The organism is Micromonospora sp. NPDC049275 (assembly GCF_043197115.1).
In the GTDB taxonomy this organism is placed as follows: domain Bacteria; phylum Actinomycetota; class Actinomycetes; order Mycobacteriales; family Micromonosporaceae; genus Micromonospora.
In genome coordinates this window covers 52,916-79,729 of sequence record NZ_JBICSN010000005.1, presented here as the reverse complement: position 1 = coordinate 79,729, position 26,814 = coordinate 52,916, and the positions used below count along the sequence as shown (strand labels likewise).

Annotated in this window: 23 protein-coding genes and 1 pseudogene; 6 read left to right on the top strand and 18 right to left on the bottom strand. The window is 70.9% G+C overall.

The window, feature by feature from the left end:
- Positions 1-50: 50 nt before the first annotated feature.
- The 9 genes from ACGFIE_RS17645 to ACGFIE_RS17605 form a co-directional block, all read right to left on the bottom strand.
- The gene (locus tag ACGFIE_RS17645; protein ID WP_363683571.1) at positions 51-1,103 is read right to left on the bottom strand and encodes a substrate-binding domain-containing protein; all 1,053 of its coding nucleotides are present in this window, start codon (positions 1,101-1,103) and stop codon (positions 51-53) included.
- A gap of 118 nt (positions 1,104-1,221) precedes the next feature.
- Entirely contained in the window at positions 1,222-2,346 is a 1,125-nt protein-coding gene (locus ACGFIE_RS17640; RefSeq protein ID WP_393295810.1) for an ABC transporter permease, read from the bottom strand.
- Entirely contained in the window at positions 2,343-3,980 is a 1,638-nt protein-coding gene (locus ACGFIE_RS17635) for a sugar ABC transporter ATP-binding protein (RefSeq protein ID WP_393295808.1), read from the bottom strand. The genes ACGFIE_RS17640 and ACGFIE_RS17635 overlap by 4 nt, the downstream gene beginning before the upstream one ends.
- Positions 3,977-5,155, bottom strand: coding sequence for an ROK family protein (locus tag ACGFIE_RS17630; RefSeq protein WP_363683577.1), 1,179 nt, complete (start codon positions 5,153-5,155; stop codon positions 3,977-3,979). The genes ACGFIE_RS17635 and ACGFIE_RS17630 overlap by 4 nt, the downstream gene beginning before the upstream one ends.
- 257 nt (positions 5,156-5,412) lie before the next feature.
- On the bottom strand, positions 5,413-6,435 hold the full coding sequence (locus ACGFIE_RS17625) for a YihY/virulence factor BrkB family protein (RefSeq protein WP_393295806.1): 1,023 nt from the start codon (positions 6,433-6,435) through the stop codon (positions 5,413-5,415).
- A 174-nt stretch (positions 6,436-6,609) separates the two neighbouring features.
- A complete protein-coding gene (locus tag ACGFIE_RS17620; protein ID WP_363683580.1) occupies positions 6,610-7,419 on the bottom strand; it encodes an ABC transporter permease in 810 nt (269 codons plus the stop codon).
- Between the two features lie 9 nt (positions 7,420-7,428).
- Positions 7,429-8,226: an ABC transporter permease gene (locus ACGFIE_RS17615; protein ID WP_393295804.1), complete on the bottom strand. Its 798-nt coding sequence runs from the start codon at positions 8,224-8,226 to the stop codon at positions 7,429-7,431.
- 587 nt (positions 8,227-8,813) lie between these two features.
- Entirely contained in the window at positions 8,814-9,008 is a 195-nt protein-coding gene (locus tag ACGFIE_RS17610) for a DUF397 domain-containing protein (RefSeq protein ID WP_393295802.1), read from the bottom strand.
- Positions 8,999-9,787 (bottom strand): Scr1 family TA system antitoxin-like transcriptional regulator, encoded by a 789-nt coding sequence (locus ACGFIE_RS17605; protein ID WP_393295800.1) that lies wholly within the window; start codon positions 9,785-9,787, stop codon positions 8,999-9,001. Before ACGFIE_RS17605 ends, ACGFIE_RS17610 begins: the two co-directional genes overlap by 10 nt.
- Positions 9,788-10,108: 321 nt before the next feature.
- On the opposite strand from ACGFIE_RS17605, the gene ACGFIE_RS17600 reads away from it, so the two are divergent.
- Positions 10,109-10,324, top strand: a complete 216-nt coding sequence (locus ACGFIE_RS17600) for a flavin reductase (RefSeq protein WP_393295798.1) — start codon at positions 10,109-10,111, stop codon at positions 10,322-10,324.
- Positions 10,325-10,455: 131 nt separating this feature from the next.
- On the opposite strand, the gene ACGFIE_RS17595 is transcribed toward ACGFIE_RS17600, so the two are convergent.
- The 4 genes and pseudogenes from ACGFIE_RS17595 to dnaG form a co-directional block, all read right to left on the bottom strand.
- Positions 10,456-10,995 (bottom strand): hypothetical protein, encoded by a 540-nt coding sequence (locus tag ACGFIE_RS17595; RefSeq protein WP_393295796.1) that lies wholly within the window; start codon positions 10,993-10,995, stop codon positions 10,456-10,458.
- 137 nt (positions 10,996-11,132) lie between these two features.
- Entirely contained in the window at positions 11,133-12,065 is a 933-nt protein-coding gene (locus ACGFIE_RS17590; protein ID WP_393295794.1) for an ABC transporter ATP-binding protein, read from the bottom strand.
- A 48-nt stretch (positions 12,066-12,113) separates the two neighbouring features.
- Positions 12,114-12,650, bottom strand: coding sequence for a hypothetical protein (locus ACGFIE_RS17585; protein ID WP_393295792.1), 537 nt, complete (start codon positions 12,648-12,650; stop codon positions 12,114-12,116).
- Positions 12,651-14,553: pseudogene (gene dnaG, locus ACGFIE_RS17580) on the bottom strand (DNA primase).
- Between the two features lie 113 nt (positions 14,554-14,666).
- Here dnaG and ACGFIE_RS17575 point away from each other — a divergent pair.
- The gene (locus ACGFIE_RS17575) at positions 14,667-15,872 is read left to right on the top strand and encodes a low temperature requirement protein A (protein ID WP_393295790.1); all 1,206 of its coding nucleotides are present in this window, start codon (positions 14,667-14,669) and stop codon (positions 15,870-15,872) included.
- Between the two features lie 7 nt (positions 15,873-15,879).
- Here the strand turns inward: ACGFIE_RS17575 and ACGFIE_RS17570 are convergent, their stop codons facing one another.
- Genes ACGFIE_RS17570 through ACGFIE_RS17560 form a run of 3 tightly spaced genes read right to left on the bottom strand, consistent with a single transcriptional unit; the run spans position 15,880 to position 18,322 of the window.
- The gene (locus ACGFIE_RS17570; protein ID WP_393295788.1) at positions 15,880-16,710 is read right to left on the bottom strand and encodes a siderophore-interacting protein; all 831 of its coding nucleotides are present in this window, start codon (positions 16,708-16,710) and stop codon (positions 15,880-15,882) included.
- Positions 16,711-16,724: 14 nt separating this feature from the next.
- Positions 16,725-17,978, bottom strand: coding sequence for a deoxyguanosinetriphosphate triphosphohydrolase (locus ACGFIE_RS17565; RefSeq protein ID WP_393295786.1), 1,254 nt, complete (start codon positions 17,976-17,978; stop codon positions 16,725-16,727).
- Positions 17,975-18,322 carry a VOC family protein gene (locus ACGFIE_RS17560; RefSeq protein WP_393295784.1) on the bottom strand — a complete coding sequence of 116 codons (348 nt, stop codon included), beginning with the start codon at positions 18,320-18,322 and terminating at the stop codon, positions 17,975-17,977. The genes ACGFIE_RS17565 and ACGFIE_RS17560 overlap by 4 nt, the downstream gene beginning before the upstream one ends.
- A 248-nt stretch (positions 18,323-18,570) precedes the next feature.
- Here ACGFIE_RS17560 and ACGFIE_RS17555 point away from each other — a divergent pair, with 248 nt between their 5' ends.
- On the top strand, positions 18,571-19,071 hold the full coding sequence (locus ACGFIE_RS17555) for a roadblock/LC7 domain-containing protein (RefSeq protein WP_393295782.1): 501 nt from the start codon (positions 18,571-18,573) through the stop codon (positions 19,069-19,071).
- A 53-nt stretch (positions 19,072-19,124) separates the two neighbouring features.
- Here ACGFIE_RS17555 and ACGFIE_RS17550 read toward each other — a convergent pair whose 3' ends face one another.
- Positions 19,125-19,583, bottom strand: coding sequence for a MarR family winged helix-turn-helix transcriptional regulator (locus tag ACGFIE_RS17550; protein WP_393295780.1), 459 nt, complete (start codon positions 19,581-19,583; stop codon positions 19,125-19,127).
- Positions 19,584-19,659: 76 nt separating this feature from the next.
- Between ACGFIE_RS17550 and wrbA the strand changes: the two genes are divergently transcribed.
- Both wrbA and ACGFIE_RS17540 read left to right on the top strand, forming a co-directional pair.
- Positions 19,660-20,340, top strand: a complete 681-nt coding sequence (wrbA, locus tag ACGFIE_RS17545) for an NAD(P)H:quinone oxidoreductase (protein WP_393295778.1) — start codon at positions 19,660-19,662, stop codon at positions 20,338-20,340.
- Positions 20,341-20,366: 26 nt separating this feature from the next.
- A complete protein-coding gene (locus ACGFIE_RS17540; RefSeq protein WP_393295776.1) occupies positions 20,367-21,794 on the top strand; it encodes an MFS transporter in 1,428 nt (475 codons plus the stop codon).
- Between the two features lie 77 nt (positions 21,795-21,871).
- Here the strand turns inward: ACGFIE_RS17540 and ppdK are convergent, their stop codons facing one another.
- Positions 21,872-24,580: a pyruvate, phosphate dikinase gene (gene ppdK / locus ACGFIE_RS17535; protein ID WP_393295774.1), complete on the bottom strand. Its 2,709-nt coding sequence runs from the start codon at positions 24,578-24,580 to the stop codon at positions 21,872-21,874.
- Positions 24,581-24,838: 258 nt separating this feature from the next.
- Between ppdK and ACGFIE_RS17530 the strand changes: the two genes are divergently transcribed.
- The gene (locus ACGFIE_RS17530; RefSeq protein ID WP_393295772.1) at positions 24,839-26,581 is read left to right on the top strand and encodes a beta-N-acetylhexosaminidase; all 1,743 of its coding nucleotides are present in this window, start codon (positions 24,839-24,841) and stop codon (positions 26,579-26,581) included.
- Positions 26,582-26,814 lie beyond the last annotated feature (233 nt).

The following is a 26,814-nucleotide window of genomic DNA, read 5'->3' as shown; positions in this document are numbered from 1 at the left end:
GATCCGCAGTTCTCTGTCTGTCGTGGACAAGGTGGGTCTCCCCCCGTGTGTCAGAACCCGAGCTTGAGGTAGTTGCTCGCGTTCTCCTTCGTGATCGTCTCCGAGGCGAGCACGATCTCCTTGGGCACCTGGAGTTCCACCAGGTCGGACATGCCCTTGCCCTGGCCGATGAGGCGGGCGAGCGAGATGGCCGAGGAGGCCATCGACGGGCTGTAGGTGACGGTGGCCTTCAGCACGGTGTTGTCCGCCTGGATGTCCTCCATCGCCTTCTTCGAGCCGGCGCCGCCGACCATGAAGAACTCCTTGCGGCCGGACTGGTTGATCGCGGCCATCACGCCGACGCCCTGGTCGTCGTCGTGGTTCCAGATCGCGTCGATCTTCGGCAGCGCCTGGAACAGCCCGGTCGCGGCCTGCTGGCCGGAGTCGACGGTGAACTCCGCCGGCCGCCGGTTGGCGACCTTGAAGCCGCTCGCGGCGAGCGTGTCGTTGAAGCCCTTCGTCCGCTCCTGGGTCAGCTCCAGCGCGTCGATGCCCGGGATCTCACCGATGACCGGGTTGCTGACGCCCTTGGCCTTGAGCTGGGCGATGATGTACGTCGCAGCGGCGACGCCCATGCCGTAGTTGTCGCCCTTGATCTGCAGGCGGTAGGCCCGGGCGTCGGGGAAGGCACGGTCCAGGTTGATCACCGGGATGCCGGCGGTCATGGCCTCCAGGCCGAACGCGTTGAGTTCCTTGCCGTCGTGCGGCAGCACCACGATGACGTCGGGCTTCTGCGACACCAGGGTGGACAGCGCCGCCCGCTGGGCCGCCGGGTCCGCGCCCGCCGCGACGGGCTTGAGCTCCACGTCGGGGTACGCGCTGGCCTGCGCCTTGGCGTTGTTGGTGATGGCGGCGATCCAGCCGTGGTCGTCGGCGGGGGCGGAGAAGCCGATGACCACCTTCTTGCCGGGCTCGTTGTTGACGCCGGTCGCCGCAGCCTTGGTCTGCGCGGTGGTGGGCGACGACTCGTTGCTGGTGCAACCGGCCAGCAGTACGCCGGCGCCGACCGCGACCCCGCCGAAGAGCATTCGGCGGCGCGACAGGTCGGGACTGTGCTGGGTCATGACGACCTCCTGTGTTCGCAGGTGGTGGGATGAGTGAAGGGTGCGTGGTATCCGGTCACCGTCGATGCTCGGGTGACCCTGTGCTGGTGCGGCAAGGTGATGCGGTTGCGGGGGTGGATCAGCTGCTGGTGAGCCGGTTACGGCCCAGGAACTGGGTGATGCTGCGGAACTGCACCTGCTGGACCAGGACGGCCGCCACGATGATGCCGCCCTTGACCATGTTCTGGGCCTCACTGGAGAGGCCGTTGATGGCGAAGAGATTGGTGATCGTCGAGAAGATGATCACGCCGAGCAGGGAACCGATGATCGTGCCCCGCCCGCCGCTGAGCAGCGTGCCACCGATGATCGCGGCGGCGATCGCGTCCAGCTCGTAGAGGTTTGCCGTCGCCGCCTGGGCCGAGTTGGCCTGGGCGGTGAGCATGATGGCGGCGATGCCGCAGCAGAGGCCGGACAGCGCGTAGAGCAGCAGGGTGTGCCGCCGGACGTTGATGCCGGCCAGCCGGGCCGCCTCCGGGTTGCCTCCGACGGCGACCGTGCGCCGGCCGAAGGTGGTGCGGTTGAGCAGCACCCAACCGGCCGCGACCACGGCGGCGAGGATGTAGACCAGCAGCGGGATGCCGAGCACCTTCTCGCTGGCGAGGTTGTTGATGAAGGTGTTGTTGGACAGCTGGGTCTGCTTGTTGGAGATCTCCGCCGCCAGACCGCGGGCGGCCACAAGCATCGCCAGGGTGGCGATGAACGGCACCAGCCGGCCGTACGAGATGAGGATTCCGTTGACCACGCCGACCGACAGCCCGACGACAAGCGCGGTGAAGATCATGCCGCCGGCGCCGTAGCTCTGCGTGGCGACGGTGGTGGCCCAGACCGCGGAGAGCGCGAGGATCGCGCCTACCGACAGGTCGATGCCGCCGCCGATGATGACGAAGGTCATTCCGACGGTGACCACGCCGACCACCGACGCCAGCTTGAGGATGGTGAGGGTGTTGCCCCACACCCACTCCGGGTTGGAGTAGAGGTCCCACCGGGTCATCGCGCCGATGATGACCAGGACCACCAGCACCCCGATGAGGCCGAGGTTACGGCGGGCGCCTTCGCCGCTGTCACCCCGCCACCACGAGAGCCGGTTGCTCGTCGTCGCCGCCTCGCTGGCCGCCGCCGTCTCGGCGGGATCCACAGGCGGCGACTGCGCCGGCAGCTGCGGGCGCTCCGGGGTCGCCGTGGGGGTGGGAGTCGCGTCGCTCATGCCGGTGCGCCTTCCATCAGGGACCCCGCCATCACGAGGTCGAGCACAGTGTTCTCGTCGAGTTCGCCGGCCGGGGCCTCGCGGACCACCCGGCCCTCCCGCATCACCAGCACCCGGTCGGCGAGACCGAGCACCTCGGGCACCTCGCTGGAGACCAGCAGGACCCCGACGCCCTGGGCGGCCAGGCCCCGGATCACCTGGTACAGCTCGGCGCGGGCACCGATGTCCACGCCTCGGGTCGGCTCGTCCAGGATCAGCAGTTTGGTGTCACCGAGGAGCCACCGCCCCACCACGACCTTCTGCTGGTTGCCGCCGGAGAGGGTGCGCACCGGGCGGCGGACGTCGCGCGGGCGCAGTTCGAGATCGGCGGCGATCCGGTTCGCCTCGGCCTGCTCGGCCGCCACGTTCGTGAAGCCGAACCGGGCGTACCTGCTGAAGGTGGAGAGGGTGACGTTGCGGTAGATCGGCTCGCCGAGCAGCAGCGCCTGGCTCTTGCGCTCCTCCGGCGCCATGCCCATACCGGCCCGGACCGCCGCTCCGACGCCCGTGCCCAGCGCCCGGCCGGCCATCCGGATGGTGCCCGAGTCGGCTCGGCGTGCGCCGTAGATCGTCTCGAGCAGCTCGGATCGGCCGGAGCCGACCAGCCCGGCGATGCCGACGATCTCACCGGCCCGGACATCGAGCGACACGTCGGCGAACTCGCCAGCCCGGGTCAACCCCTCGACCTGGAGCAGCTCCGCGCCGGCCGGGCCGGCCGCCGGGCGCTCCGGGAAGACGTACTCGATGCTGCGGCCGGTCATCCGGCTGACCAGGTCGCGGGTCGGGGTGTCGCGCGCCGGCAGGTTCGCCGCCGTGGTCCGGCCGTCCTTGAGTACGGTGACCCGGTCGCCGATCTCGCGGATCTCCTCCAGGCGGTGGGAGATGTAGATGACGGCGATGCCCTGGGCGGTCAGCTCCCGGATGATCCGGAACAGGTTGCCCACCTCGTCGTGCGCCAGCACCGCGCTCGGCTCGTCCATGATGATCAGTCGCGCCTCGTGTGACAGCGCCCGGGCCATGCTCACGATCTGCTTGCCGGCCGCCGGCAGCGCGCGGACCATCCGCTTGGGGTGGATCTCGCCGTGACCGAGCCGACCGAGGATCTGCCGGGTTCGTCGGACCATTTGCCCGCGGCGGACGAAGCCCAGCCGGCGCGGCTCGTGGCCGAGGAACGCGTTCTCCCCCACCGACAGGTCCTCGACGAGGTCCAGCTCCTGGTAGATGGTGGCGATGCCGGCACGCATGGCGGCCTGCGGGTTGGCGAAGGTGGTCGGCTCGCCGCGCCACTCGACCTCGCCGGAATCCGGCTGGTGCACCCCCGCCAGCACCTTGATCAGGGTGGACTTGCCGGCGCCGTTCTGCCCGAGCAGGCAGTGCACCTCGCCGGCACGCACCTCCAACTGCACCCCGTCCAGGGCGCGTACGCCGGGGAAGGTCTTGACCACGTCGGTGAGGCGCAGGACCACCTCGCCGGCGACGGTGTCCGCGGGGGCCTCGACCAGCGACGCCCCGGCGACGGCGGCGTTCTCCTCGGGCTGGGCCACGGTCTCCTCCTCGCTCAGGTTGGGTTTGGCGCCTGACGACCGCAGGTTCATGAGGCCTCGCCGAAGGCGACGTCGCTGGCGAGCACGGCCGCGCCGGCGACGCCGGCCCGTCCGCCCAGCTCGGACAGCACGACGGGCAGGTTGCCGGTGGCCAGCGGAAGCGACCGGCGGTAGACCACGCTGCGGATCTCGGCGAGCAGGATGTGCCCGAGCTGGGCCAGCCCACCGCCGATCACGATCATCGACGGGTTGGTGAAGCTCACCAGGCCGGCGAGGACGCCGCCGACCCGCCGTCCGCCGTCACGGATCAGCTGGATACAGGTCACGTCGCCCTCGACCGCGCCCTCGGCGACGTCCAGGGCGGTCACCGCGCCGCGCAGGCTCATCCGCTCGGCAAGCGCCGGCGACGATCCGCTGCGGGCGGCAGCGGTCGCGTCCTTGGCCAGCGCGGCGCCACTGAACAACGCCTCCAGACATCCGACGTTTCCGCAGGAGCACATCGGCCCGTGCGCGTCGACCTGGATGTGGCCGATGTCCCCGGCGCAGCCGTCGGTGCCGCGGTAGACGTCGCCGGTCAGGTAGATGCCGCAGCCGATGCCGGTGCCGATCTTCACGAAGAGGAAGTCGTCCACCGAGTGGGCGACCCCGCCGTGGCGTTCACCGATCGCCATGATGTTGACGTCGTTGTCGACCACCGCCGGGCAGCCGTGCTCGCGGCTGAGCAGCTCGCGGACCGGGAACCGGTCCCAGCCCGGCATGATCGGCGGTGAGACCGGGACGCCGTCGCGGAAGCTGACCGGGCCGGGTACGCCGATGCCCACCGCGTCCAACCGCTCGTACGCGCCGTCGACCCGGGCCTTGTGCAGCAGCTCGTTGACCCGTTGCAGGGTCACCTTCGGTCCATTGCGGATGTCGGCCGGCTCGGCGTAGTGGGCCACCGGTTCGAGACGACCGTTCACCACCTCGACGTCCATCGAGCTGGCGCCCAGATCGACGGCCGCGAAGCGCAGCTTCGGGTTCAGCTCGACCAGAGTGGAGCGACGGCCGCCCCGGGACGCGGCGAGCCCAGCCTCGGCGACGTAACCCAGTGCGACCAGGCGATCCAGCTCGGCCAGCAGGCGCGGGCGGGGCATCTGGAGGCGGTCGCCCAACTCGGCCCGGGACACGGCCCCCTCGTCGCGGAGCAACCGCAACAATCGGACGTGCAGGGGCTCGACCGTCCGCACCGGGAATTCACCTCTTCATCGAACTCGTTCACATCGACGCAACGCCGAGGTGTTGTGTCCGACACAGTAGGAGCGTTGCGCACCGCCTGTCCAGAGCTTCAACCGTTCCGGTGGCAACTTTTGTCCGTAAGAGCAAAAGCTACTAGTTGATCAAGAAAAGGATTACGACGTGCCCGCGTGTGCTCGCGGGCAGTTCCATCGACGCACACGAAACCGCCCCGTCAGCGCATCTTCGCTGGCGGGGCGGTTTCGTGCGGTCAACGACCGCCGGCCGAGTTCCTCTTCTTCTTGAGCTTGCGGTCGTCGCGCAGCTCGACGTACGGCTCGTCGTCGACCGAGTGGCCGGCCGAGATGGCCCGCCCGCGCTCCAACTCGGCATCGAACTCGGCGCCCAACAGGATCGCGATATTGCTCAGCCAGAGCCACACCAGAAAGATGATCACGCCGGCCAGCGCGCCGTACGTCTTGTCGTACGAGCTGAAGTTGCTCACGTAGAGGGCGAAGAGGCCGGAGATCACCAGCCAGATCACCACGGCCAGTACCCCGCCCGGGCTGACCCAGCGGAACCCGCCGTGCCGGGCGTTCGGTGAGGCCCAGTAGAGGATGGCGAACATCAGGCTGACCAGGAGAAGCAGCACCGGCCACTTGGCGATGTCCCACACGGTGACCGCCGCCGAACCGAGGCCGACCACGTCCCCCACCGTCTCGGCGAGGCGGCCGGTGAAGACCACGATCACCGCACTGGCCAGCAGGAGCACCCCGACCACCGCTGTCACGCCGAGCCGGATCGGCAGCGTCTTCCAGATCGGCCGGCCCTCGGGCACGTCGTAGATGCTGTTCGACGCACGCATGAACGCGCCGATGTAGCCGGACGCGGACCAGAAAGCGGCCACCACACCGATGATCGCCGCGACGCTGGCCAGGCCGCCGTTCTTGTCCGCCGTGGTGATCGCCGCAGTGATGATCTCCCGGATGCTGTCGTTCGGCACGGCCTGGCTGACCGTGTCCTTGACGCCCTCGGTGGCGCTCGTGCCGAGCAGGCCGAGGATCGAGATCAGCACCAGCAGCCCGGGGAAGATGGACAGCACCCCGTAGTAGGTGAGCGCCGCCGCCCAGTCGGTCAGGTTGTCGTCCTGGAACTCGGTGACCGTGCGGCGCAGCGCCGCCTTCCACCCGCTGCCGGGAAGATCGGTGGGGCTGTCCGGCCCCGCCTCGGGCCCGACCGGTTCGCTGCGCCCACGTTCGCGCTCGCGGTGGGCGGAAGTCTCGTCGGAGGCCATCGCCCCTCCTCTTCGTCGGGTGTCGCCGTCGTCGGTGTCGCCGCCGTCGTCGCCGCCGGTGTCGCCGCCGTCGGTGTCGGTGTCGCCGCCGGTGTCGGCGGTGACGGTGTCACCGCCGGCGGTGTCGGCGGTGTCGTTCGGAGGACATGCCCCGCGAACGGCGGCGGATAACCCCTACGGGTAGAGCAACCTGCCCATCCGCCGCGACGCCACCAGCAGGCCGGCCGCCAGCATCGCCAGCAGGTAGAGCACGTCGAGAAGCCAGAGCCAACCCCCGGCGCCCAGCGCGATGCCACGGACCAGGTGCACCGCCCGGTACAGCGGGGTGACCTCGACCAGCCAGTGCAGCAGAGTCGGGTATGCCTGCGCCGGCACGAAGGTGCCGGAGAAGAGGAACAGGGTGAACTGCGCGGAGGCCACCAGGTCGAAATCCTGCCAGCTGCGCATGAAGGTGGAGATCGCCATACCGAGCGCCCCGAACGCGAACCCGACCAGCACTGCGGCCGGCAGGGTGGTCAGGGCGTGGACGACGCTTGTCAGATCCATGGCGATCATCACGCCGAGGAACGCGGCCGAGTAGGCGCTGCCCCGCAGCATCGCCCAGCCCAGCTCACCGAGGGCGATCTCGAACGGCCGTACCGGGGTGGCGATCATCCCGTCGTACAGCTTCATGTACTTCATCTTGCCGAAGAAGTTGAATGTCGTCTCGGAGAGCGCCCCGGTCATCGCGGAGGAGGCCAGCATCGCCGGCGCCACGAACCCGGCGTACGACACCAGCCGCCCGTCGGGCAGCGGCAGGTCACCCACGAGCGTCCCGACGCCCACGCCGATGGAGAACAGATAGAGCAGCGGCTCCACGATGCCGGAGAGCAGCAGCAGCCAGTAGACCGACTTCAGCGCGGCGACGTTGCGCTCGACCACCGACGCCGACCGGCGGGACGCGGCGGAGACGTCGACGAGCCGGGGCAGGACCAGCGTGACCACGGGATCTCCCTACACGACGAGCTTGCGGCGGAAGGTGCGCAGCGCCAGCAGGTAACCGGCGGCGGCCCAGGCAGCCAGGTAGAGCAGGTGCCCGGCGACGGACCACTGTGGAGCAACACCGAGGGTCGCCGCGCGGCACAGGTCGACGGCGTGCCACAGCGGCGTCACGTACGCCAGCCAGCGCAGCGCCTCGGGCAGCGACTCGACCGGAAAGAACACGCCGGCGAACAGCGTCATCGGGATGACCGCGAACCGGAACAGCATCGCCAGCCAACTGTCGCTGGACACCACCGCGGCGTACGCGAAGGTAGGCGCGGCCACGGCCAGCCCGAGCAGCACCACCACCGGCAGGGTGGCCACCGCCCACGGCGACCGCAACGCCCCGAACAGCCCGGTGACCAGCAGGAACGCCGCGCTCGTCGTGAGCACCCGGAACAGCACGAAGGCCAGTTGCCCGGCCAGGATGTCACCGACCCGCAGCGGCGACGCCGTCTGCGCGAAGTAGGTCTTGACCCACTGGAACTTGCTGAACACCGGCCACGTCGAGTCGCCCACGGTGACCTGGAGCGCCGTCGAGGCGATCAGCCCGGGGACCAGCCAGTCGAGATAGCGCGCCCCGTCGACGCCCTGGTCGATGTACGAACCGACGCCCAGCCCGAAGCCGAGCACGGTGAGCACCGGCAGCAGGAACGACGAGAACACCCCGGCCCGCCAGGTGCGACGAAGCCCGACCAGGTTGTGCTCGAACACCGCGTACGCCGGCACCCACTGCACCCGCGACCGCTGCGCCACACTCACCACGACCACCCCCGTCCCCGACCTTCCTACCCCCGGGGTACGACAGGCCGCCGGTCACCCTACGACGCCCCCATCGACGTGTCGCCCAGGTTTTGGGCTGCTGGCGCTGGTGATCGACTCGGGTTCACCGAAACCGCGGTGTCCCGACGCACTCGCGTCCGCATGATCGACTCGGGTTCACCGAAATCGGGAGATCCGGCTGCGCTCGCGCTCATGATCGACTCGGGTTTTTGGAAACCGGGGTGTCCACACCTGTGCGACACCGCGATTTGCAGGAAACCGAGTCGATCTAGGCGGCCGGGGCGCTCCGAGGCGCCAGCGACCGGCGAGCGGCGGCAGCCCGCCCCGCTCGCGGCACAGTGACGCCACGATCCACCCGGCGGGTCCCGGGGCGACGACCTCGGCACCCTCCACATCGGCGAAGTGGCGGGATCCCGCCGAGCTTGCGGCGCCTTGACGCGATGATCCACTCCACATCGGCGAAGTGGCGGGATCCCGCCGTGCTTGCGGCGCCTTGACGAGATGATCCACTCCACATCGGCGATGTCGCGGCATCCCGCTGCCAGGACACCGCCGTACCGCCGACCTAGAGTTGATCAGCCTGCGCGAACGGCGCCGAGCCCGACGAACGCCCGCCACGCGTCCGGCGCGAAGACCAGCACCGGGCCGGTCGGGTCCTTCGAGTCACGAACGGCCACCAACCCGGACAGGTTGTCGGCCACCTCCACGCAGTTGCCGCCATCGGGGCCGCTACGGATGCTCTTGCGCCACCGGGCACCGGTCAAATCCATGTCTCTGCTACTTCCGCCAGGAGATCGAGGGACTGCCTGTGCGATAGTGCCTCACCACGGATCGACTCCCACACCTCGACCATCTGACGGACGTACTCGGTGCGGTCGATGACCTGCCCGTGACGCTGGCCAGCGAGGTAAACAAGGTCCTCCCCCTGCCGCGATGTAGCGATCACGAAGGGTCCACCGAGCCCGACGTAAGCGCCGGCAGCGATTGGCACGACCTGGATTCGGACTCTGGGGAGCGCGGAGCCAAGTTTCACGAGGTGCTGAATCTGCTCGCGCATCACTTCCGGCCCACCAACGGAGCGGCGCAGCACATGCTCGTCGATCACGGCAGTGAGCAGCGGAGGCCGATCGCGGGTGAGCAGTCCCTGGCGGTCCAGCCGGGTAGCCACCTGCTGTTCGACCTCGTCCTCCGCGAACAGCCCGCCGCCAGTCAGTAGCGCGCGAGCGTACCCCTCGGTCTGCAACAGACCTGGCACACACAGCGGCTCGAATGACCGCAGCGCGGTGGTTTCCTGCTCGATGCCGGCCCAGTCGCGGAACCACGGCACCACTGCCTCCCGGCTGATCCGCCGCTGGATGCGTTCGAAGCGCCCGTCGGCCGCGAACACGGCGTCACACCGTCGCGCGAAGTCCAGGCTCGGCCGCCGCTCGGACGTCTCCACCTTCGCGACAAGCGCCCCCGAATAGCTCAGGGCCTCGGCGAGCGTCGCCTGGGACATGCCGTTGGCAGCGCGGGCCAGCCGCAATTCCTCCGCGAAGTGCTCCAGCATGGACGAACTCTCCACGGACAGCCTCCGTACATCTTCGGACCGTGCCCGGCCGATCACCGCACGCACTTGTCGTCGGCGCGCGCGACCTCCCACGGTAGTCGGATCTTCAGCAGACTGTCACGCAGCGGAACCGCTCACGGGCAAGGGACGGCGGGCGGAACCAGGCCGGGAGCGTCCCGTGACCACGGTCCGGGGCGCTCCCCTCCCACCCGACGGAGGTTTCACCGTGCGACTCAGGTGCCGGCGACGCGCCCGCCCGGACGGCGGCCACTGGTTGGCGCGGCGCCGGGGCAGCCGCTGATGCCCCGGTACCGCCCGCACGTGGCAGCGCGACCGTCCTGGCGCTGCCGGGTCTGCGGCGCAGGCTGGCCGTGCTCCCCCGCGCGGCTGGCGTTGCTGGGCGAGTACCGCGGCAACCGCACGGGCCTGCTGGTCTACCTCGCCACGCTGCTTCAGGAGGCGGACGGGGACCTCACAGACCAGCTCGGGCACGACCGCCTGCGCGACCGCTTCCTCACCTGGGCCAGGGCCCGATGACCGGAGAGCAGACCTTGGACAGTTTCCGTCAGCTGCGGACGGAAACTGTCCAAGATCTGCGCGTCGAGCGGCGGGCCGGGCAGCACCTCGACCCGCTCCCCCACGGCGTCGAGCTTGCCGGCAGACGCGCGTCAGGCAGGCCGGTGCGCGCGGACCAGCGACTGCACGGCGTAGCCGAGCAGCAGCACACCCGCACCCGTGCCGATCACCAGACCGGCGGACACCGCCGAGGCGAGCCCGACGACGAGACCCGCCGCCGCCACGACGCACAGCGCGACGCCGAGTGGTCGCAGCAGTGGGTCCGCCAGTAGCGGGGAAAGGGGGAAGAAGTGCAGCCCGACGATCAGGCAGACCAGCACCGGGACGTACGCGGACCAGCCGGCGGCGACCAGGACGGCTGCTCCCAGCCCGGCGGCGACGAACTCGACGATGACGATGAGCAGGTAACGGCGGTCGGTCGCCCGGTTCCGGGGGCCGCTCGTGCCCCGGGTGCGGGCCGACAGCATGCCGCCCAGCACGGCCGTGAGGAGCGCGGCGAGGCTGCCCACCACCAGCAGAGCGCGCAACGGCTGCTCGGCCGCCGGCACGCTGAACCAGACCATCGCGAAGATGCCCAGGTAGAGAGCGGTCAGCCCGGCTTGATGCCGGCTAATGGTCACCTGCGTGGACATGAAACCCCCGTGATCGAGCCTCAGGTCGGGCAGGTGCCTCGACCGGGCCCGCCGATGGTACGCATGATCATGATCGCCCGCACTCTGCTTCCGACGGCAAGGGATCGGCCAGCCGGGACGATCGGGGGCCGGGCCCGTCAGTCGATCAGGGTGCGGCCGGTCAGGTGCAGGAAGACGTCCTCCAGGCCGCTGCGCCGCACCAGCACGTTGGCCGGGTTGAGCCCCAACGCCGTGACCTCGGCGACCGCCGCGTCACCGTCGGGGACGTAGAGCAGGACCCGGTCGGGCAGCACCTCGACCCGCTCCCCCAGACCGTCGAGCTTGCCGGCGAAGGGCTCCTGCGACTCGGCCGCGAAACGCAGCTCGACCACCTCGCGGGTGGAGTGCTCCTCGATCAGCGCCCGGGGTGAACCCTCGGCGACGATCCGCCCGCCGTCCATGACCACCAGCCGGTCGCAGAGCTGCTCGGCCTCGTCCATGTAGTGCGTGGTGAGCACGAGCGTCACGCCCTGCTGCTTGAGCCGGAACAGCCGCTCCCACACCAGGTGCCGGGCCTGCGGGTCGAGCCCGGTGGTCGGCTCGTCGAGCAGCACGATCTCCGGGTCGTTGACAAGCGCGCGGGCGATGGTCAGACGACGTTTCATCCCACCGGAGAGCGGCTCGACCAAGCTGTCGGCCCGCTCGGTGAGCTGAACGAAGTCGAGCAGCTCGGCGGCCCGCTCCCGGGCCACCCGACGGGAGATGCCGAAGTAGCGGGCGTACACCATGAGGTTTTCCCGGACGGTCAGCTCCGGATCGAGATTGTCCATCTGCGGGCACACGCCGAGGCGGGCCCGGATCGCCGGCCCGTCACGGACCGGATCCAGGTCGAGGATGCGCAGCTCGCCGCCGCTGGGTGGGGAGATGCAGCCGACCATCCGCATGGTGGAGGACTTGCCGGCGCCGTTGGGCCCGAGGAACCCGAACGCCTCACCCGAGCGCACCTCGACGTCGATGCCGTCGACGGCGGTGAAGTCACCGAACCGCTTCACCAGCCCACGAGCCTGAATCAGTGGTCGCCCCGAAGTCACCGCCCGACCCTAACCGCCAGGTCCGACAGACCTCCACGCGAATATGCGTCAGCCGTCCACTCCGGCGGTGGCGGCCCGCGCGGCGGCGACCAGCCGGTCGGTCTCGTCGAGCAGTGCCGCGTCGTCCGCCGGGGTGCCGGGATCGAGGCGGACCGTCCAGGTCAGACCGTCCACGCCCGCCACCCGCCGGGCCGCGACCCGGGCCGCGCCGCCGGGCACCTGGTGGCGTTCGGTGTACGCGACGGAGCGTGTCACCCGCGCCCGCACCTGGTGCGGCAGCTCACCCGGGTCGAGCAGCAGGTACGTCTCGGCCGGCCCGTCGGCGACCACCGTGTAGCCGTCGCGCTCGACGACCGTCTCGGCGGGCGTGACGGTCAGCTCCCGACCGGACCAGACCGCCTTGAGGACGTCGTGCCAACCGATGCGGTGCCCCCGCCCGGGCAGCCACAGACCGAGGTTGCTGGCCACGACGACCCCGTCGCCCTCGCCGTTGCCGGCCGCCGACCAGGCGAGCACCCGCTCGTCGGCGGCCAGCGGCGGCCGGTCGGCCGGCGGCAGCTTCGGCTTGCGGCTGAACAGTGCCATCTAGAGCCCTCCCGCGGCCTGCTCGCGCAACGCCCGCGCATGCTGCTCCAGCGACAGCAGTTCGCCGAAGGCGGCAAAATACTCGTCCTTGTTGTTGACCGGGTTGATCCGCTGGATGCGCGACTTGAGGTCGCGGATGCGGGCCGTCACCGACCCGAACTGCACCCGGGCCATGGTGATCGACACGTAGCGCGGGTCCGGTTCGCCGTCGATCCGCAGCGGCTCCACGGCCAGCTCGCCTACCAGCGCCGCCGAGGCCAGGTCGTCGCAGGCGTCACGGACCTTCTCGATCCACACGGCGCCGCCGGTCGCCGAAACCGCCCCACCGGCCGCCGCGATCGCCGCCCGCACGGAGACGTGCATCGGGTGGCGGTACTCGGTGGCCTCCACCGCGTCGAACATCGGCCCGGCCAGAACCGGCTGTTGCAGGGCGAGCTTCAACGCCTCGCGCTCGACCATCGACTGCGGGCTGTCCACGGCCGGCTCGGGGCGGGCCGGGGCCGAACGCGGAGCGGATGCGGCCTCCCGGTCGCCGGGCGGCGGAGTGTTGGCGGCGGCGAGCACCGCCCGCTGCACCGGCTCGATCTCCATCCCGAGGTCCATGGCGAGCTTGCGGACGTACTCCGGGCGCTTCTCCCGGTCTTTCAGTTGCGCGACAAGCGGCGCGGCCCGGCGCATCGCCTCGACCCGGCCGTCGACGGTGTCCAGGTCGTAGCGGCTGATGACGTGACGCAGCGCGAAGTCGACAAGGGGCTCGCGCCGGGCCACCAGGTCGCGGACCGCGAGGTCGCCCTTGGCCAGGCGCAGGTCGCACGGATCCATGTTGTCGGGGCTGACCGCGATGAAGGTCCGGCCCACGAAGCGCTGGTCGTCGGCGAAGGCACGCAGTGCCGCCTTCTGCCCGGCGGCGTCCCCGTCGAAGGTGAAGATGATCTCGCCGGCCACCGAATCGGTGTCCAGCAGGAGCCGGCGCAGCACCCCGATGTGGTCCGCGCCGAACGCGGTGCCGCAGGTCGCCACCGCCGTCGGAACCCCGGCCAGGTGGCAGGCCATCACGTCGGTGTAACCCTCGACGATCACCGCCCGGCCCTGCTTGGCGATCTCCCGCTTCGCCTGGTCGATGCCGTAGAGCACGTGCGACTTCTTGTAGATCGGCGTCTCGGGGGTGTTCAGGTACTTCGGGCCGTCGTCGTCGTCGAAGAGCTTGCGCGCCCCGAAGCCGATCACGTCGCCGGCCAGGTCGCGGATCGGCCAGAGCAGTCGACGCCGGAACCGGTCGATGAGCGTGCCCGAGCGGGACTCCCGGGACAGGCCGGCGGTGACCAGCTCCTGGTGGGTGAAGCCCTGCTGACGCAGGTGCTTGGTGAGCAGGTCCCAGCCCTCCGGCGCGAACCCGCACCCGTAGCGCTCGGCGGCGGCCCGGTCGAAGCCCCGTTGGGCCAGGAACTCCCGGGCGGGCCGGGCCCCGGCGGTGCTGAGCTGCGCCCGGTAGAACTCGACGGCGGCGGCGTGCGCGGCGACCAGGCGCTGACGCTGGCCCTGCTGCGGGCGGGGACGCGGGGTGCTGCGGTCGTCCTCGACGTAGCGCAGCTGGATGCCGGCACGCCCGGCCAGCCGCTCGACGGACTCGACGAAGCTGAGGTGCTCCGCGTCCATCAGGAACTTGATCGCGTCGCCGCCCGCGCCGCAGCCGAAGCAGTACCAGACGTTGCGGGCCGGCGAGACGTTGAACGACGGGCTCTTCTCGTCGTGGAACGGGCACAGGCCCTTGAGGTTGCCGCCGCCGGCGGACTTCAGGGTGACCGTCTCGGAGATCACATCCCCGATCGAGGTGCGTTCCCGGACCAGTGCGATGTCCTCGTCCCGGATCCGCCCAGCCATGCGCCACCCCCTCGGCGTACATCCTGCCCTGCCGGACCGGCGACACGCCGGCCGGGGGACGCCGGTGTGGCGACCGCCGCTGCCAGCTGGGCGGTTCCGGCCCGGCCGCCGGGCCCGCGCGGGGACCATGACCAGATGCGCAGGGTACGGACCGGAGCTCCCCGACTGCCGAGTTGGTTGGCCGGTCGGATGGGGCTGCGCCAACTGGTCCCGCGAGCCGACGAGGCCGGCCACCGGCACGCCACCTGGTTGGAGCTGTTCCTCGACATCATCTTCGTGTACGCGCTGGCGGCGGTGGTGGCCCGGCTGGGCAACGAGCCGAGCCCATCGCCGACGGCCGTGCTGGCCGTGATCGGGCTCTTCGTCGTGATCCAGTGGGCCTGGCTGGGGCAGGTCTACTACGACACCCGGTTCGACCCGGACGACGCGCCGCACCGGCTGCTGGTGCTTGTCGCGTTGATCGGCGCGGGCGCGATGACCCTCGGGGTGGACGAGGTGCCGGAGAGCGTGCTCCTGCCGGTCGGGTACCTGATCGTGCGGGGCGTGCTGCTCCTGCTGTACCTGCGGGCCCGCCCCACCAGCCCGATGGCCCGCATGGTGACGACTGTCTACCTGATCGGCTTCGGGGCGGGCTGGCTGATCTGGCTGGTGTCGCTGACGACGCCCACCCAGCTGCGCCCGGTCCTGTGGATCGTCGCGATGGTCATCGAACTGGCCACGCCCTGGGTCGGCGTGCGATGGCTCAACCGCTGGCCGGTGGACAACCGGCACCTCCCGGAACGGATCGGCCAGTTCACCATCATCGTGCTGGGCAGCGCGCTGGCCAGCCTGCTCTTCGCGGTGCCGGACCACCCTCGGCCCCACATGATCCTCACCGCCGCGATGGCCTTCCTGATCCCGGCGGCCGTCTGGTGGGTGTACACCACATTCGTCACCACCCGCCTGCTCCAGAGTCGGCTGCGCGGCGGGCAGGCGTACAGCTTCCTGCACATCCCGCTCGGCGGCGCGCTGCTGCTGCTCGGCTGGGCGCTCGGCCAGGTGGTCCGGCTGGTCGACGACGACGCGGCCCGGCTGCCGCTGGAGCTGCGACTGCTGCTGGGCGCATCCATGGTGGTCTGGACGGTGTGTGGCCTGGCCCTGTACTGGTTGTGGACCCGACCGAGCCTCGCCCGATTGGCGATCTCCGCCTACGGGGTGCTCTCGGTCTCCCTGATCACCGCGACTGTGCACCGACCGAGGGTGATGCTGGCGCTGCTCGCCCTGGCGGTCGTCGGGTACGCGGTGCTGCTCAGCCGGCGGCTCAACCGGGCCGGAGCGGCGAACCGCACAACCGAGGGATGAGCGGCCCTCAGGCGGCGGTGGCCTCCTCGGCCGCCACCTGGTTGTTCCAGTCGGCCTTGGTGGAGCGCCAGCCCTCGTCGTCCATGCCCCGCCGCCAGTAGCCGGAGATGGAGAGCTGGTCGAGGGGTACGCCCCGCTCGCCGCGCAGCAGCCGGCGCAGGTCCCGAACGAAGGCGGCCTCACCATGCACGAACGCGTGCACCCGACCCGCCGGGAACTCCAGCTCGCGCACCGCCGCGACAAGCGCCTCGCCCACCGGGCGGTCGCCCCGGTGCAGCCAGGTCAGCTCGACCGCCCCCGGGCTGAGCAGCTTCTGCTCGTCCGCCGGGTCGGCGATCTCCACGAAGACCCGGGCCGGCGCGCCCAACGGCAGCCGTTCCAGGGCCGCGGCGATCGCCGGCAGGGCGCTCTCGTCGCCCACCAGGAGGTGCCAGTCCGCGTCCGGGTCCGGCGCGTACGCCCCGCCGGGGCCGACGAAGTGCACCGGGTCACCCGGGCGCAGCGCGGCGGCCCACGGGCCGGCCAGCCCCTCGTCGCCGTGGTGCACCACGTCCACGGTCAGCTCCCCGGCCAGCGGGTCCCACCGTCGCACGGTGTACGCGCGCAGCCGGGGCCACTGCTCCCGGGGCAGGTCCCGGCGGATCGCGGCGAGGTCCAGCGGCTGCGGGTACGCGACGCCGGGGTGCGGAAAGACCAGCTTGATGTAGTGGTCGGTGAACTCGCCCACCGGCAGGCCGGTCAGCTCGTCCCCACCGAGGACGAGCCGGATCAGGTGCGGGGTGGGTCGCTCGGTGCGCAGCACCTGGACCGCTGTGACGTTCCTTGGGCGTTCCGACATGCACTTAGGTTAGCCTAAGTTGTCCCGGATGCCTCAGGCGGTGCGCCGTCGGAAGTGAGACGGGCGTGCCAGCTCATCGCCGCCGGGTCGGTGAGCGAGGCGATCTGGTCGATCACCACGCGCAGCCGGGCCGCGTCGTCCGGCGCTGCCGACCACAGCGGGGCGAACACCGGGTCGAGCCCGTCCGGCGCCCGCCGGACCAGCGCCGCCGCCAGCTCGGCAAGCATCGTCCGCTGCCGCTCGTAGCGACCCCGGAAGCCGGTGCGCCGCATCACGTAACGCAGGGCGATGCCCTTGAGCAGGGCGCACTGTGCCCGGACCCGTCGCGGCACCACCAGATCGGCGGCGTAACGGCGGTGCGGCCCGGGGCCGTACCGCTCCTCGGTCGCCGCCACCGCCGCCGACACGAACCGACCGGTCAGACCGCTCGTGGTGGCCTTCAGCGCGACCTGGGCGCGGTGGCTGCCGTCGTAGGAGGCGAGCGGGGCCAGCAGCGGGTCGGCCAGCAACTCGACGAGCACCTCGGCCAGATCGGTCGCGGACTCTCCGGAGTAGGCGGCGGCCACGTCGGCGCAGAGCGCCGCCCGCTCGTCGACGTCCACGAGCAGCGGGCGCAGCGTGACGTACCCGCCGTGGATGCCGTCCTCCACGTCGTGCACCGAGTACGCGACGTCGTCGGCCCAGTCCATCACCTGCGCCTCCAGGCAGCGCCGGTCGCCCGGCGCACCGGCCCGGATCCAGCCGAACACCGCCGCGTCGTCGGCGTACACCCCGAACTTGCGCTGCCCGTCGCGGCGCGGCCAGGGGTACTTGCCGATCGCGTCGAGCGACGCCCGGGTGAGGTTCAGCCCGGCGGACGAACCGTCCGGTGCGAGCACCTTCGCCTCCAGCCGGGTCACCACCCGGAGCGTCTGCGCGTTGCCCTCGAAGCCGCCGCAGGGCGCGGCGAGCAGGTCCAGCGCCGCCTCGCCGTTGTGCCCGAACGGCGGGTGCCCGAGGTCGTGGGCGAGCCCGGCGACGTCCACCACGTCCGGGTCGCAGCCCAGCCGGGCGCCCATCTCCCGGGCGATCTGGGCCACCTCCAGCGAGTGCGTCAGCCGGGTCCGCAGGAAGTCGTCGGTGCCGGCCGTGTGCACCTGGGTCTTGGTGGCCAGCCGACGGAACGCCGCCGAGTGCAGCACCCGAGCGCGGTCACGCTCGTACGGCGACCGGCGGTGGCCGGTGTCCTTGGGCGGCTCAGCGACCAACCGGTCGTCGGCGCGATTCACTTCCCACGCAGAACGCAGAACTCGTTGCCCTCCGGGTCGGACAGGACCGTCCACGCCACGTCACCCTGACCGACGTCGACGTGCCGGGCGCCCATGTCGACAAGGCGCTCGACCTCGGCCTCCTGGTCGGCCGGGCGCAGGTCGAGATGCAACCGGTTCTTGCGGTCCTTGCCGTCGGTCACCGGCACGAAGACCAGGCCGGGAAGGCGGTCGGCGGACTTGCGGATCTCCACCTCGTCCGGGCTCTCGGCGACGACCTGGTACCCGAGTGCCTCGGCCCACCAGCGGGCCAGTCGGGCCGGATCGCGGGCGTCGATGGTCAGGTTCTCCCAGACGCTTGTCATACAACCACCTCTCCCGTCGACGGCGGACACCGTCGGCCGTGTGTGAGCGAGCCAAGGTTACGCCCGCCGATGCCGCTCGACCTGCCCGCGACGCAGCACCGGCGGCCGCACAACCGCCGATCGGCTGTGAGTTGTGAACCGATCGCCGTCGGTTACGGGCTCGCGGGCGGAAGTGGCCACCGGTAGCGTTCCCAGCGCGGAAAGTGACCAACGACCGAGACGCGGAGCCGACCGCTAGGGAGACGCTCGTGGATGCAGACACGGTGGTGGGAACGGAACTGCTCGGGCTGCGCCGACGTCGGCCCGAGGTCGCCGGCGCCGTGCTGGCCGGCACGGACGGGCTGCTCATCTCCAGCGACCTGCCGAGCACCGACGCCACCCACCTCGCCGCGCTCGCCGCGGCCAGCTACGGGCTCGGTCACCGGGTCGCCGACACGGTCCGGCGGGGCGAGTTCCGCGAATCGGTGGTGTGCACCACCGACGGCTGCGTGGTCACCTACCCGGCCGGGCGCAGCGCCCTGCTGACACTGGTCACCGCATCTGCGGCGGAGGATCTGGAAGGGTTGCACGAGGAAGCCCGGGCGGTGGCGCACCGGGCCGGTCGCGTACTGGACACCCGTGGCGGCGGGATCGGCGCCACGGCGGTGCCCGACGCGCACGCGCCGCTGGCCGTGCGTACCCCGATGGCGACCCTGCCGACGCAGCTACGCCGCTCGGCACGACCCACCTGGCGTCGCCCGCCGATCTGACCGCAGAACGCCAAACCTCCTTGACGGCACAGCTCGGGCCTGCCGCACGAGAACTAGCCGGCGGCCGTGTGGGTGGTCGGGCGCCTGGTGTCGACGTTGCCGGTCATGGCGTTGAGGATGGCGGGTAGCTCGGCCACGGTCTGGGCGGGCAAGCCGCTCACGGTTTCCTCCGCCAGACCATGCCACAACTCCTTGACCTGGTCGGCAAGCGCCTTGCCGCTGTCGGTGAGTTCGACGATGCTGGCGCGCCTGTCGGAGGGAGCGGGCCTGCGGCGGATGTGGCCGGACGCTTCAAGCTTGCGGGTCATGAGCGTGACGCTGGGCGGCTCACAGCCGAGCGCCTCGCTGAGCTGGGCCTGAATCCTCGGGCCGGTCCGGTCGAGTTCGAGCAGGAGTGCCTCTTGGCCGGGGTGCAGGCCGAGCGGAGCCAGCAACGTGGCGGCCCTGGCCCGGTGGCGCAGGCTCAGCAGGCGGATGGCCTGGTTGAGGGCGTCGGCGTACTCGAAGTCCACGAACTCTCCTTGACAGATTAGTTATCCGCATAACATTATGCGGATAACTAATTCTAGCAACACCGAGGAGCCGGACATGACCGTGAAGGTCGCTGTCATCTACTACAGCGCGACAGGCAGTGTGCACACACTCGCAGAGGCCGTCGCCGAGGGGGCCGCCTCGGCCGGGGCCGTTGTGCGGCTGCGGCGGGTCGCCGAGCTGGCACCCGACAACGCGATCGACCAGGACCCGCAGTGGCGGCGGCACGCCGACGCGACCGCGTCGATTGCCCAGGCATCCCTCGATGACCTGGCATGGGCCGACGCGTACGCGTTCGGGACGCCGAGTCGATTCGGCGCGCCGGCCGCGCAGCTCAAGCAGTTCATCGACCAGGCCGGCGGGCTGTGGCGGGAGGGAAAGCTGGCCAACAAGCCGGTGACCGCCTTCACCTCGGCGTTCAACCGGCACGGTGGCAGCGAGGCAACAATCTTGTCGCTGAGCAACGTCTTCTACCACTGGGGGTCGCTGATCGTGCCGCCCGGATTCACCGATCCGGTCGTGTCCGCCGCTGGCGGCAACCCCTACGGCACGTCGCACGTGGCCAGCCCGAACGGAGACGGCCCCGATGCCGCGGCGCGGGACGCGGCCAGATACCAGGGACTTCGGCTAGCCACGATCACGCGTCAGCTGCTGGGCGACCACGTCGTCGCCGATGCCGTCGTGGGTGACGGGACCAGCCACGGATCCCTCGCCGGAGCGGCCTCCCGGACCGCGTGAGCGCCGGCCAAGCAGGGAGAGAAGTCATGACAAGCACCAGCACCGCACCTCAGCGGGCCAGGCTGCGGGCCGGATCCTCCTGGATGGTCCTGGCGCTGGCCTGTGCCTGCCAGTTCATGGTGATCCTGGACGTTTCCATCGTCAACGTTGCGCTGCCCTCGGTCCAGCGGGATCTCGGCTTTACCGCCACCGGCCTGGCCTGGGTGGTGAACGGGTACGTGCTTACTTTCGCCGGCTTCATGCTGCTGGGTGGCCGGGCCGTCGACCTGTTCGGCCTGCGCCGGATGCTGGTCGCCGGGCTGTTTCTGTTCTCCGCCGCAAGTGTGGTCGGTGGCCTCGCGCCCGCTCCGGAGATCCTGGTGGGGGCCCGCGTCGCGCAGGGCGTGGGCGCCGCGATGCTGGCCCCGGCCACGTTGGCCGTGATCAACACCTACTTCACCGAGCCGCAGGCGCGGGCCCGGGCGTTCGGCGCGTGGTCCGCCTCGGGCGGCGTGGGCGGGATGGCCGGCGCGCTCGCCGGCGGTGTCATCACCACGGGCCTGTCGTGGCGATGGGTCTTCCTCATCAACGTACCGATCGGCGCCATGCTGATCGTGCAGGCCATGATGTCGCTGGTCGGCAGGCGAGCCAGCCGGCGAGAATCGCTCGACCTCGGGGGCGCGGTCACGGGCACGGCGGGGCTGGCCGCGTTGATCTACGGGATCATGCAAAGCGCCGACCACGGCTGGATGTCCGTGCGGTTTCTCGGGCCAGCCGTGGCGGGCCTGCTCCTGCTCGTCGTCTTCGCCGTGGTGGAAGCGCGTGTCGCCACCCAGCCGATGGTGCCCCTGCGGCTGTTCACGATCCGGACGGTGGCCGTCAGCAACGTCATGTTGCTGCTGTTCGGCGGGATTGCCATCGCAATGTGGTACTTCACGTCGCTGTTCATGCAGAACGCCCTCGGCTACAGCGCACTCGAAGCCGGGCTCGGGCAGACACCCGCGGCGGTGACGTTCGTGGTGATCGCGCGAGTGTCCGCCAACCTGCTGCCCCGAACCGGTGCACGCCCCCTGGTACTGGCCGGCAGTGTCTGCTTCGTGGCCGGCTTCGGCTGGCTCGGCCAGGCCCACACGGACAGCGACTACGTCACAAGCGTGCTCGGACCCACGCTGCTCATCGCCGTCGGTATCGGCCTGACCTTCCCCACCCTGATGGCTGCGGCCACCGCCGACGCACCCGAAGGCGACGCGGGCATCATCGGCGGCCTGGCCAACACCGCCAGCCAGGTAGGTGGCTCGGTAGCCCTGGCCGTACTCGCCACAGCCGCCAGCGCCAAGGTCGGAACAGACGCCGCCGACGCCGGCACTCCTGCCGCCCTCGCCGCCGGCTACGACCTGGTCTTCCTCATGGCAGCCGGGATCGGCCCAGCTATCGCGATAGTCAGCCTGCTGCTACCACGGCATCGCCGCGGCTGACCACGGCGGCGCGGCGGAGCACCGAGTAGAGGCCACCGCCGTCCTCGGTGCTGCGCCGCAGGACCCGCCGCCACTGCTCAGCGACTGTCCGACCCGTCCGTCTCCACGGCGGCCCGGCCCGCCTCCAGGCGTGCCACCGGCACCCGGAACGGCGAGCAGGAGACGTAGTCCAGGCCGACCTCGTGGAAGAAGTGCACCGAGTCCGGGTCGCCGCCGTGCTCGCCGCAGACGCCGAGTTTCAGCCCGGGTCGGGCGGCCCGGCCCTCCTCGGCGGCGATCCGCACCAGCCGGCCGACGCCGTCGCGGTCGATCGACTCGAACGGCGAGATGCCGAAGATGCCCAGCTCCAGGTAGCGCCAGAAGAACGCGCCCTCGACGTCGTCGCGGGAGAAGCCCCAGCCCATCTGGGTCAGGTCGTTGGTGCCGAAGGAGAAGAACTGCGCCGCCTCGGCGATCTGGCCGGCGGTCAACGCCGCCCGGGGCACCTCGATCATCGTGCCGATCAGCACCTCGACAGCCTTATCCCGGGTCACCTCCTCGATGATCTTCTCGGCCTCGGCGCGTACCGTCTCCAGCTCCTGCACCGCGCCGACCAGCGGGACCATGATCTCCGGCTTGGGGTCGCCGCCGCGCTTGGCGCACTCGACCGCGGCCTCGACGATGGCCCGGACCTGCATCGCGAACAGGCCGGGGATGACCAGGCCGAGGCGTACGCCACGCAACCCGAGCATCGGGTTCTCCTCGTGCATCCGCCGGACGGCGGCGAGCAGCGCCTCCTCCTTGGCCACGTCCTCGCCGCGTTCCTGCGCGACCGCGACGTTGACGGCGAGCTGCTCCAACGGCGGCAGGAACTCGTGCAGCGGCGGGTCGATCAGCCGGACGGTGACCGGCAGCCCGTCCATCTCGCGGAAGATCTCCACGAAGTCGTCCCGCTGCAACGGCAGCAGCGCCTCAAGCGCCGCCTCCCGCTCGTCCGCGGCGCGGGCCAGGATCAGCCGCTCGACCAGCTCCCGCCGGTCGCCGAGGAACATGTGCTCGGTGCGGCACAGCCCGATGCCCTCGGCGCCGAAGCGCCGGGCACGGGCCGCGTCCGCGCCGGTGTCGGCGTTCGTGCGGACCGCCAGCCGCCGCTTCCCGTCGGCGTGCGTCATGATCCGGTGTACGGCACGGACGAGCGCGTTGTCGATGTGCTCGGGGTCGAGGCTGCCCTCGAAGTACTGCACGACCTCCGAGGGCATGACCGGCACCTCACCGAGGTACACCTTGCCGGTGGTGCCGTCGATGGAGACGACGTCGCCCTCGTGAACGGTCTGTCCGGCCACTGTGAACCGCTTCGCCGGCACGTTCACGTCGATCGCGTCGGCGCCGGAGACGCAGGTCTTGCCCATGCCCCGGGCCACCACCGCGGCGTGGCTGGTCTTGCCGCCGCGCGAGGTGAGAATGCCCTGGGCGGCGATCATGCCGTTGAGGTCGTCCGGGTTGGTCTCCCGGCGGACCAGGATCACCGACTTCCCCTCGGCCGCCAGCTCGACGGCCCGGGCGGAGGTGAAGACCACGGTGCCGGACGCCGCGCCGGGTGACGCGCCGATGCCCGTGGCGACCGCCTCGAACTCGTGGTCGAGCTGGAAGCGGGGGAACATGAGCTGGGCGAGCTGCGCGCCGTTGACCCGGTGCAGCGCCTCGTCCAGGTCGATCAGGCCCTCGTCGACGAGCTGCCCGGCGATGACGAACGCGGCGGCGGCCGTCCGCTTGCCGACCCGGGTCTGCAACATCCACAGCTTGCCGCGCTCGATGGTGAACTCGATGTCGCACAGATCCCGGTAGTGCTCCTCCAGCCGGGCCATGATGCCGAGCAGCTCGTCGTAGGAGGACTTGTCGAGCTGCTCCAGCTCCTGCAACGGCACCGTGTTGCGGATGCCGGCGACGACGTCCTCACCCTGCGCGTTGGCCAGGTAGTCGCCGTAGATGCCCTGCGCGCCGCTGCCCGGGTCGCGGGTGAAGGCGACGCCGGTGCCCGAGTCGGGGCCCAGGTTGCCGAAGACCATTGTCACCACGTTGACAGCGGTGCCGAGGTCGGCCGGGATGCGCTCCTGGCGGCGGTAGAGCACCGCGCGCTCGGCGTTCCACGACTCGAAGACCGCCCGGATGGCCAGGTCGAGCTGCTCACGCGGCTGCTGCGGGAACTCCCGACCGGTGTGCTTGGCGAAGATCTTCTTGTACGCGTCGACAAGCCCCCGCAGGTCGCCGGCGTCCAGGTCCAGGTCGTTGGAGGTGCCCTTGGCGGCCTTGGCCTCGTCGAGGGCGTGCTCGAACTCCTCGCCCGGCACCTCGCAGACGGTCTTGCCGAACATCTGGATCAGCCGGCGGTAGGAGTCCCAGGCGAACCTGTCGTTTCCACCCGCTTGCGCGGAGAGCCCGACCACGCTCTGGTCGTTGAGGCCGACGTTGAGGACGGTCTCCATCATGCCGGGCATGGAGAACTTGGCCCCGGAGCGGACGGACACCAGCAGCGGGTCCCGCGGGTCGCCGAGGCGCTTGCCCATCGTCCGTTCCAGCGCCTCCAGGTGCGCTTCGATCTGACCGGCGAGGCCGTCCGGCTCCCGCCCGGTCGCCAGGTACGCCTGACAGGCCTCGGTGGTGATGGTGAAGCCGGGCGGAACGGGCAGGCCGAGGTTTGTCATCTCGGCGAGGTTTGCGCCCTTGCCGCCGAGCAGATCCTTGAGATCCTTGTTGCCCTCGGAGAAGTCGTAGACGTACTTGTGTTCGTCGGTCTCTTGCGCTGCCACCAGAGCCTCCCACGCGCGCCGGATTGACACTTAACGAAGGTTCAGGGCGAAGGTTAAGCGAAGATCGGGCGGCCTGGGACCGTTCGGTGACAATAGGCACAGCTATCACGACTATCCGCGTTCGTACCGGTTTTTGGGAACGCTTCCACGCGCACGATCACGCAATATCCCCGGTCCTCGTATTGTTGACGACACTGGTTCTGCCGAAGCTGACTTTTGCCATATCCGACGCAAATAACCCCCTCCGGAGCCGTCGTCGTGTCCTCCCTTCCGCTCCCCTCCCCCGCCCCCGAGCCGAACACCGAGCCGACCGCCGCCGAGCCCACCCCGACGGCCCCCGCCGACCCGGCCGTGCTGCCCGCGCACCAGCCGGGAGCCGGCGACCTGGCCGTGCTCGCCGCGCGGGCGGCCGGCGAGGACCTGCTCGCCCCTGCGGTACGCCTCGACGCCGTCGTACCGGCGCCGGAACGGGTCGAAGCGGACCCCGGCGCCACCTTCGTGCTCACCGGGGACACCGCCATTCGGGTCACCGCCCACCCGCGCGCCCGCGAGGTGGCCGACCACCTCGCCGAGCTGCTCCGACCGGCGACCGGGTTCCCCCTGCCGGTCGCCGACACCCTCGTGGACGGGCCGACCGGCACGCTGACGCTCACCCTGGCCGCCACGCCCGCCGGCCCCACCCCCGCACTCCCCGCCGACCTCGGCGCGGAGGGCTACCGGCTCGACGTGACCGCCACCGAGGTACGCATCACCGCCGACACCGCGACAGGTCTCTTCCACGGCGTGCAGACGCTCCGGCAGCTACTCCCCGCCGCCGTGGAGAGCCCGGCCCCGGTGACCACGCGCTGGGCGGTGCCCGGCGGCACGATCCTCGACCGCCCCCGCTTTCCCTACCGGGGCGCGATGCTCGACGTGGCACGGCACTTCTTCGCCGTCGAGGACGTCCTGCGGGTGATCGACCACCTCGCCCGCTACAAGCTCAACCACCTGCACCTGCACCTCACCGACGACCAGGGTTGGCGCATCGCCGTCGACTCCTGGCCGAAGCTGGCAGGCGTCGGTGGGGCGAGCGAGGTCGGCGGCGGCCCCGGCGGCTACTACACCAAGGCGGACTACCGGCGGATCGTCTCCCACGCCGCCGCCCGGCACGTCACGCTGGTCCCGGAGATCGACCTGCCCGGCCACACCAACGCGGCGCTCGTCGCGTACCCACGGCTCGCACCGGACAAGCTCGCGCCACCGCCGTACACCGGCACCGAGGTCGGCTTCAGCTACGTCGACCCGGCCGACGAGCAGACGTACGACTTCATCGCCGACGTGCTCGGCGAGGTGGCCGCCCTCACCCCCGGGCCGTGGCTGCACATCGGCGGCGACGAGGCGTTCAAGGTCAAGGGCGCGGTCTACACCGACTTCGTGGAGCGGGCGCAGCGGATCGTCGCCGACACCGGCAAGGCGGTGGTGGGCTGGCACCAGATCGCCCCGGCCGCGCACCTCGACGGGCGGGTCCTGCAGTGGTGGGGCACCGACGCCGACGATCCCACCACGGCCGGCGCGGTCCGCCGGGGCGCCCGACTGATCCTCTCCCCCGGCAACCACGCCTACCTGGACATGAAGTACGCCGAGGACACCCCGATCGGGCACGACTGGGCCGGCCTGATCGACGTGCGCCGCGCGTACGACTGGGATCCGGGCACACACGTCGCCGGCGTGCCCACCACGGCCGTCCTCGGCGTGGAGGCCCCGCTGTGGACCGAATCGGTCACCTCGCTCACCGACATCGAGTTCATGCTGTTCCCCCGACTGCCCGCCATCGCCGAGTTGGGCTGGTCGACCCGGGCCGCACACGACTGGGCCGGGTTCCGTGAGCGCCTGGCCGGGCACGGCCCGCGCTGGTCCACCGCCGGGATCACCTTCCACCGCGCCCCCGAGATCCCCTGGCCGGCGACTCCCACGATCCCCCGGCAGGACCGCGCACCCCAGAACGACCCGACAACCCCGTAGGCCCCCGCCAAGAGGGTGATCGACTCGGGTTGCATGAAGTCGGGGTGTCCCGCATGCCCGAACACCCCGCTATCACCGGAACCCGAGTCGATCACCCCCGCAACCGCCGGGGCTGGCCGCCAGGGGCGTGGGTTTTGTCCGGTATCGGTGGTTGCGTCCCGTGGTCGGTGCCACCCGGGCGGCGGAATCGTGGGCCCGCCGGGGTCGTTATACCTGGCATGCCGCCGCGACCC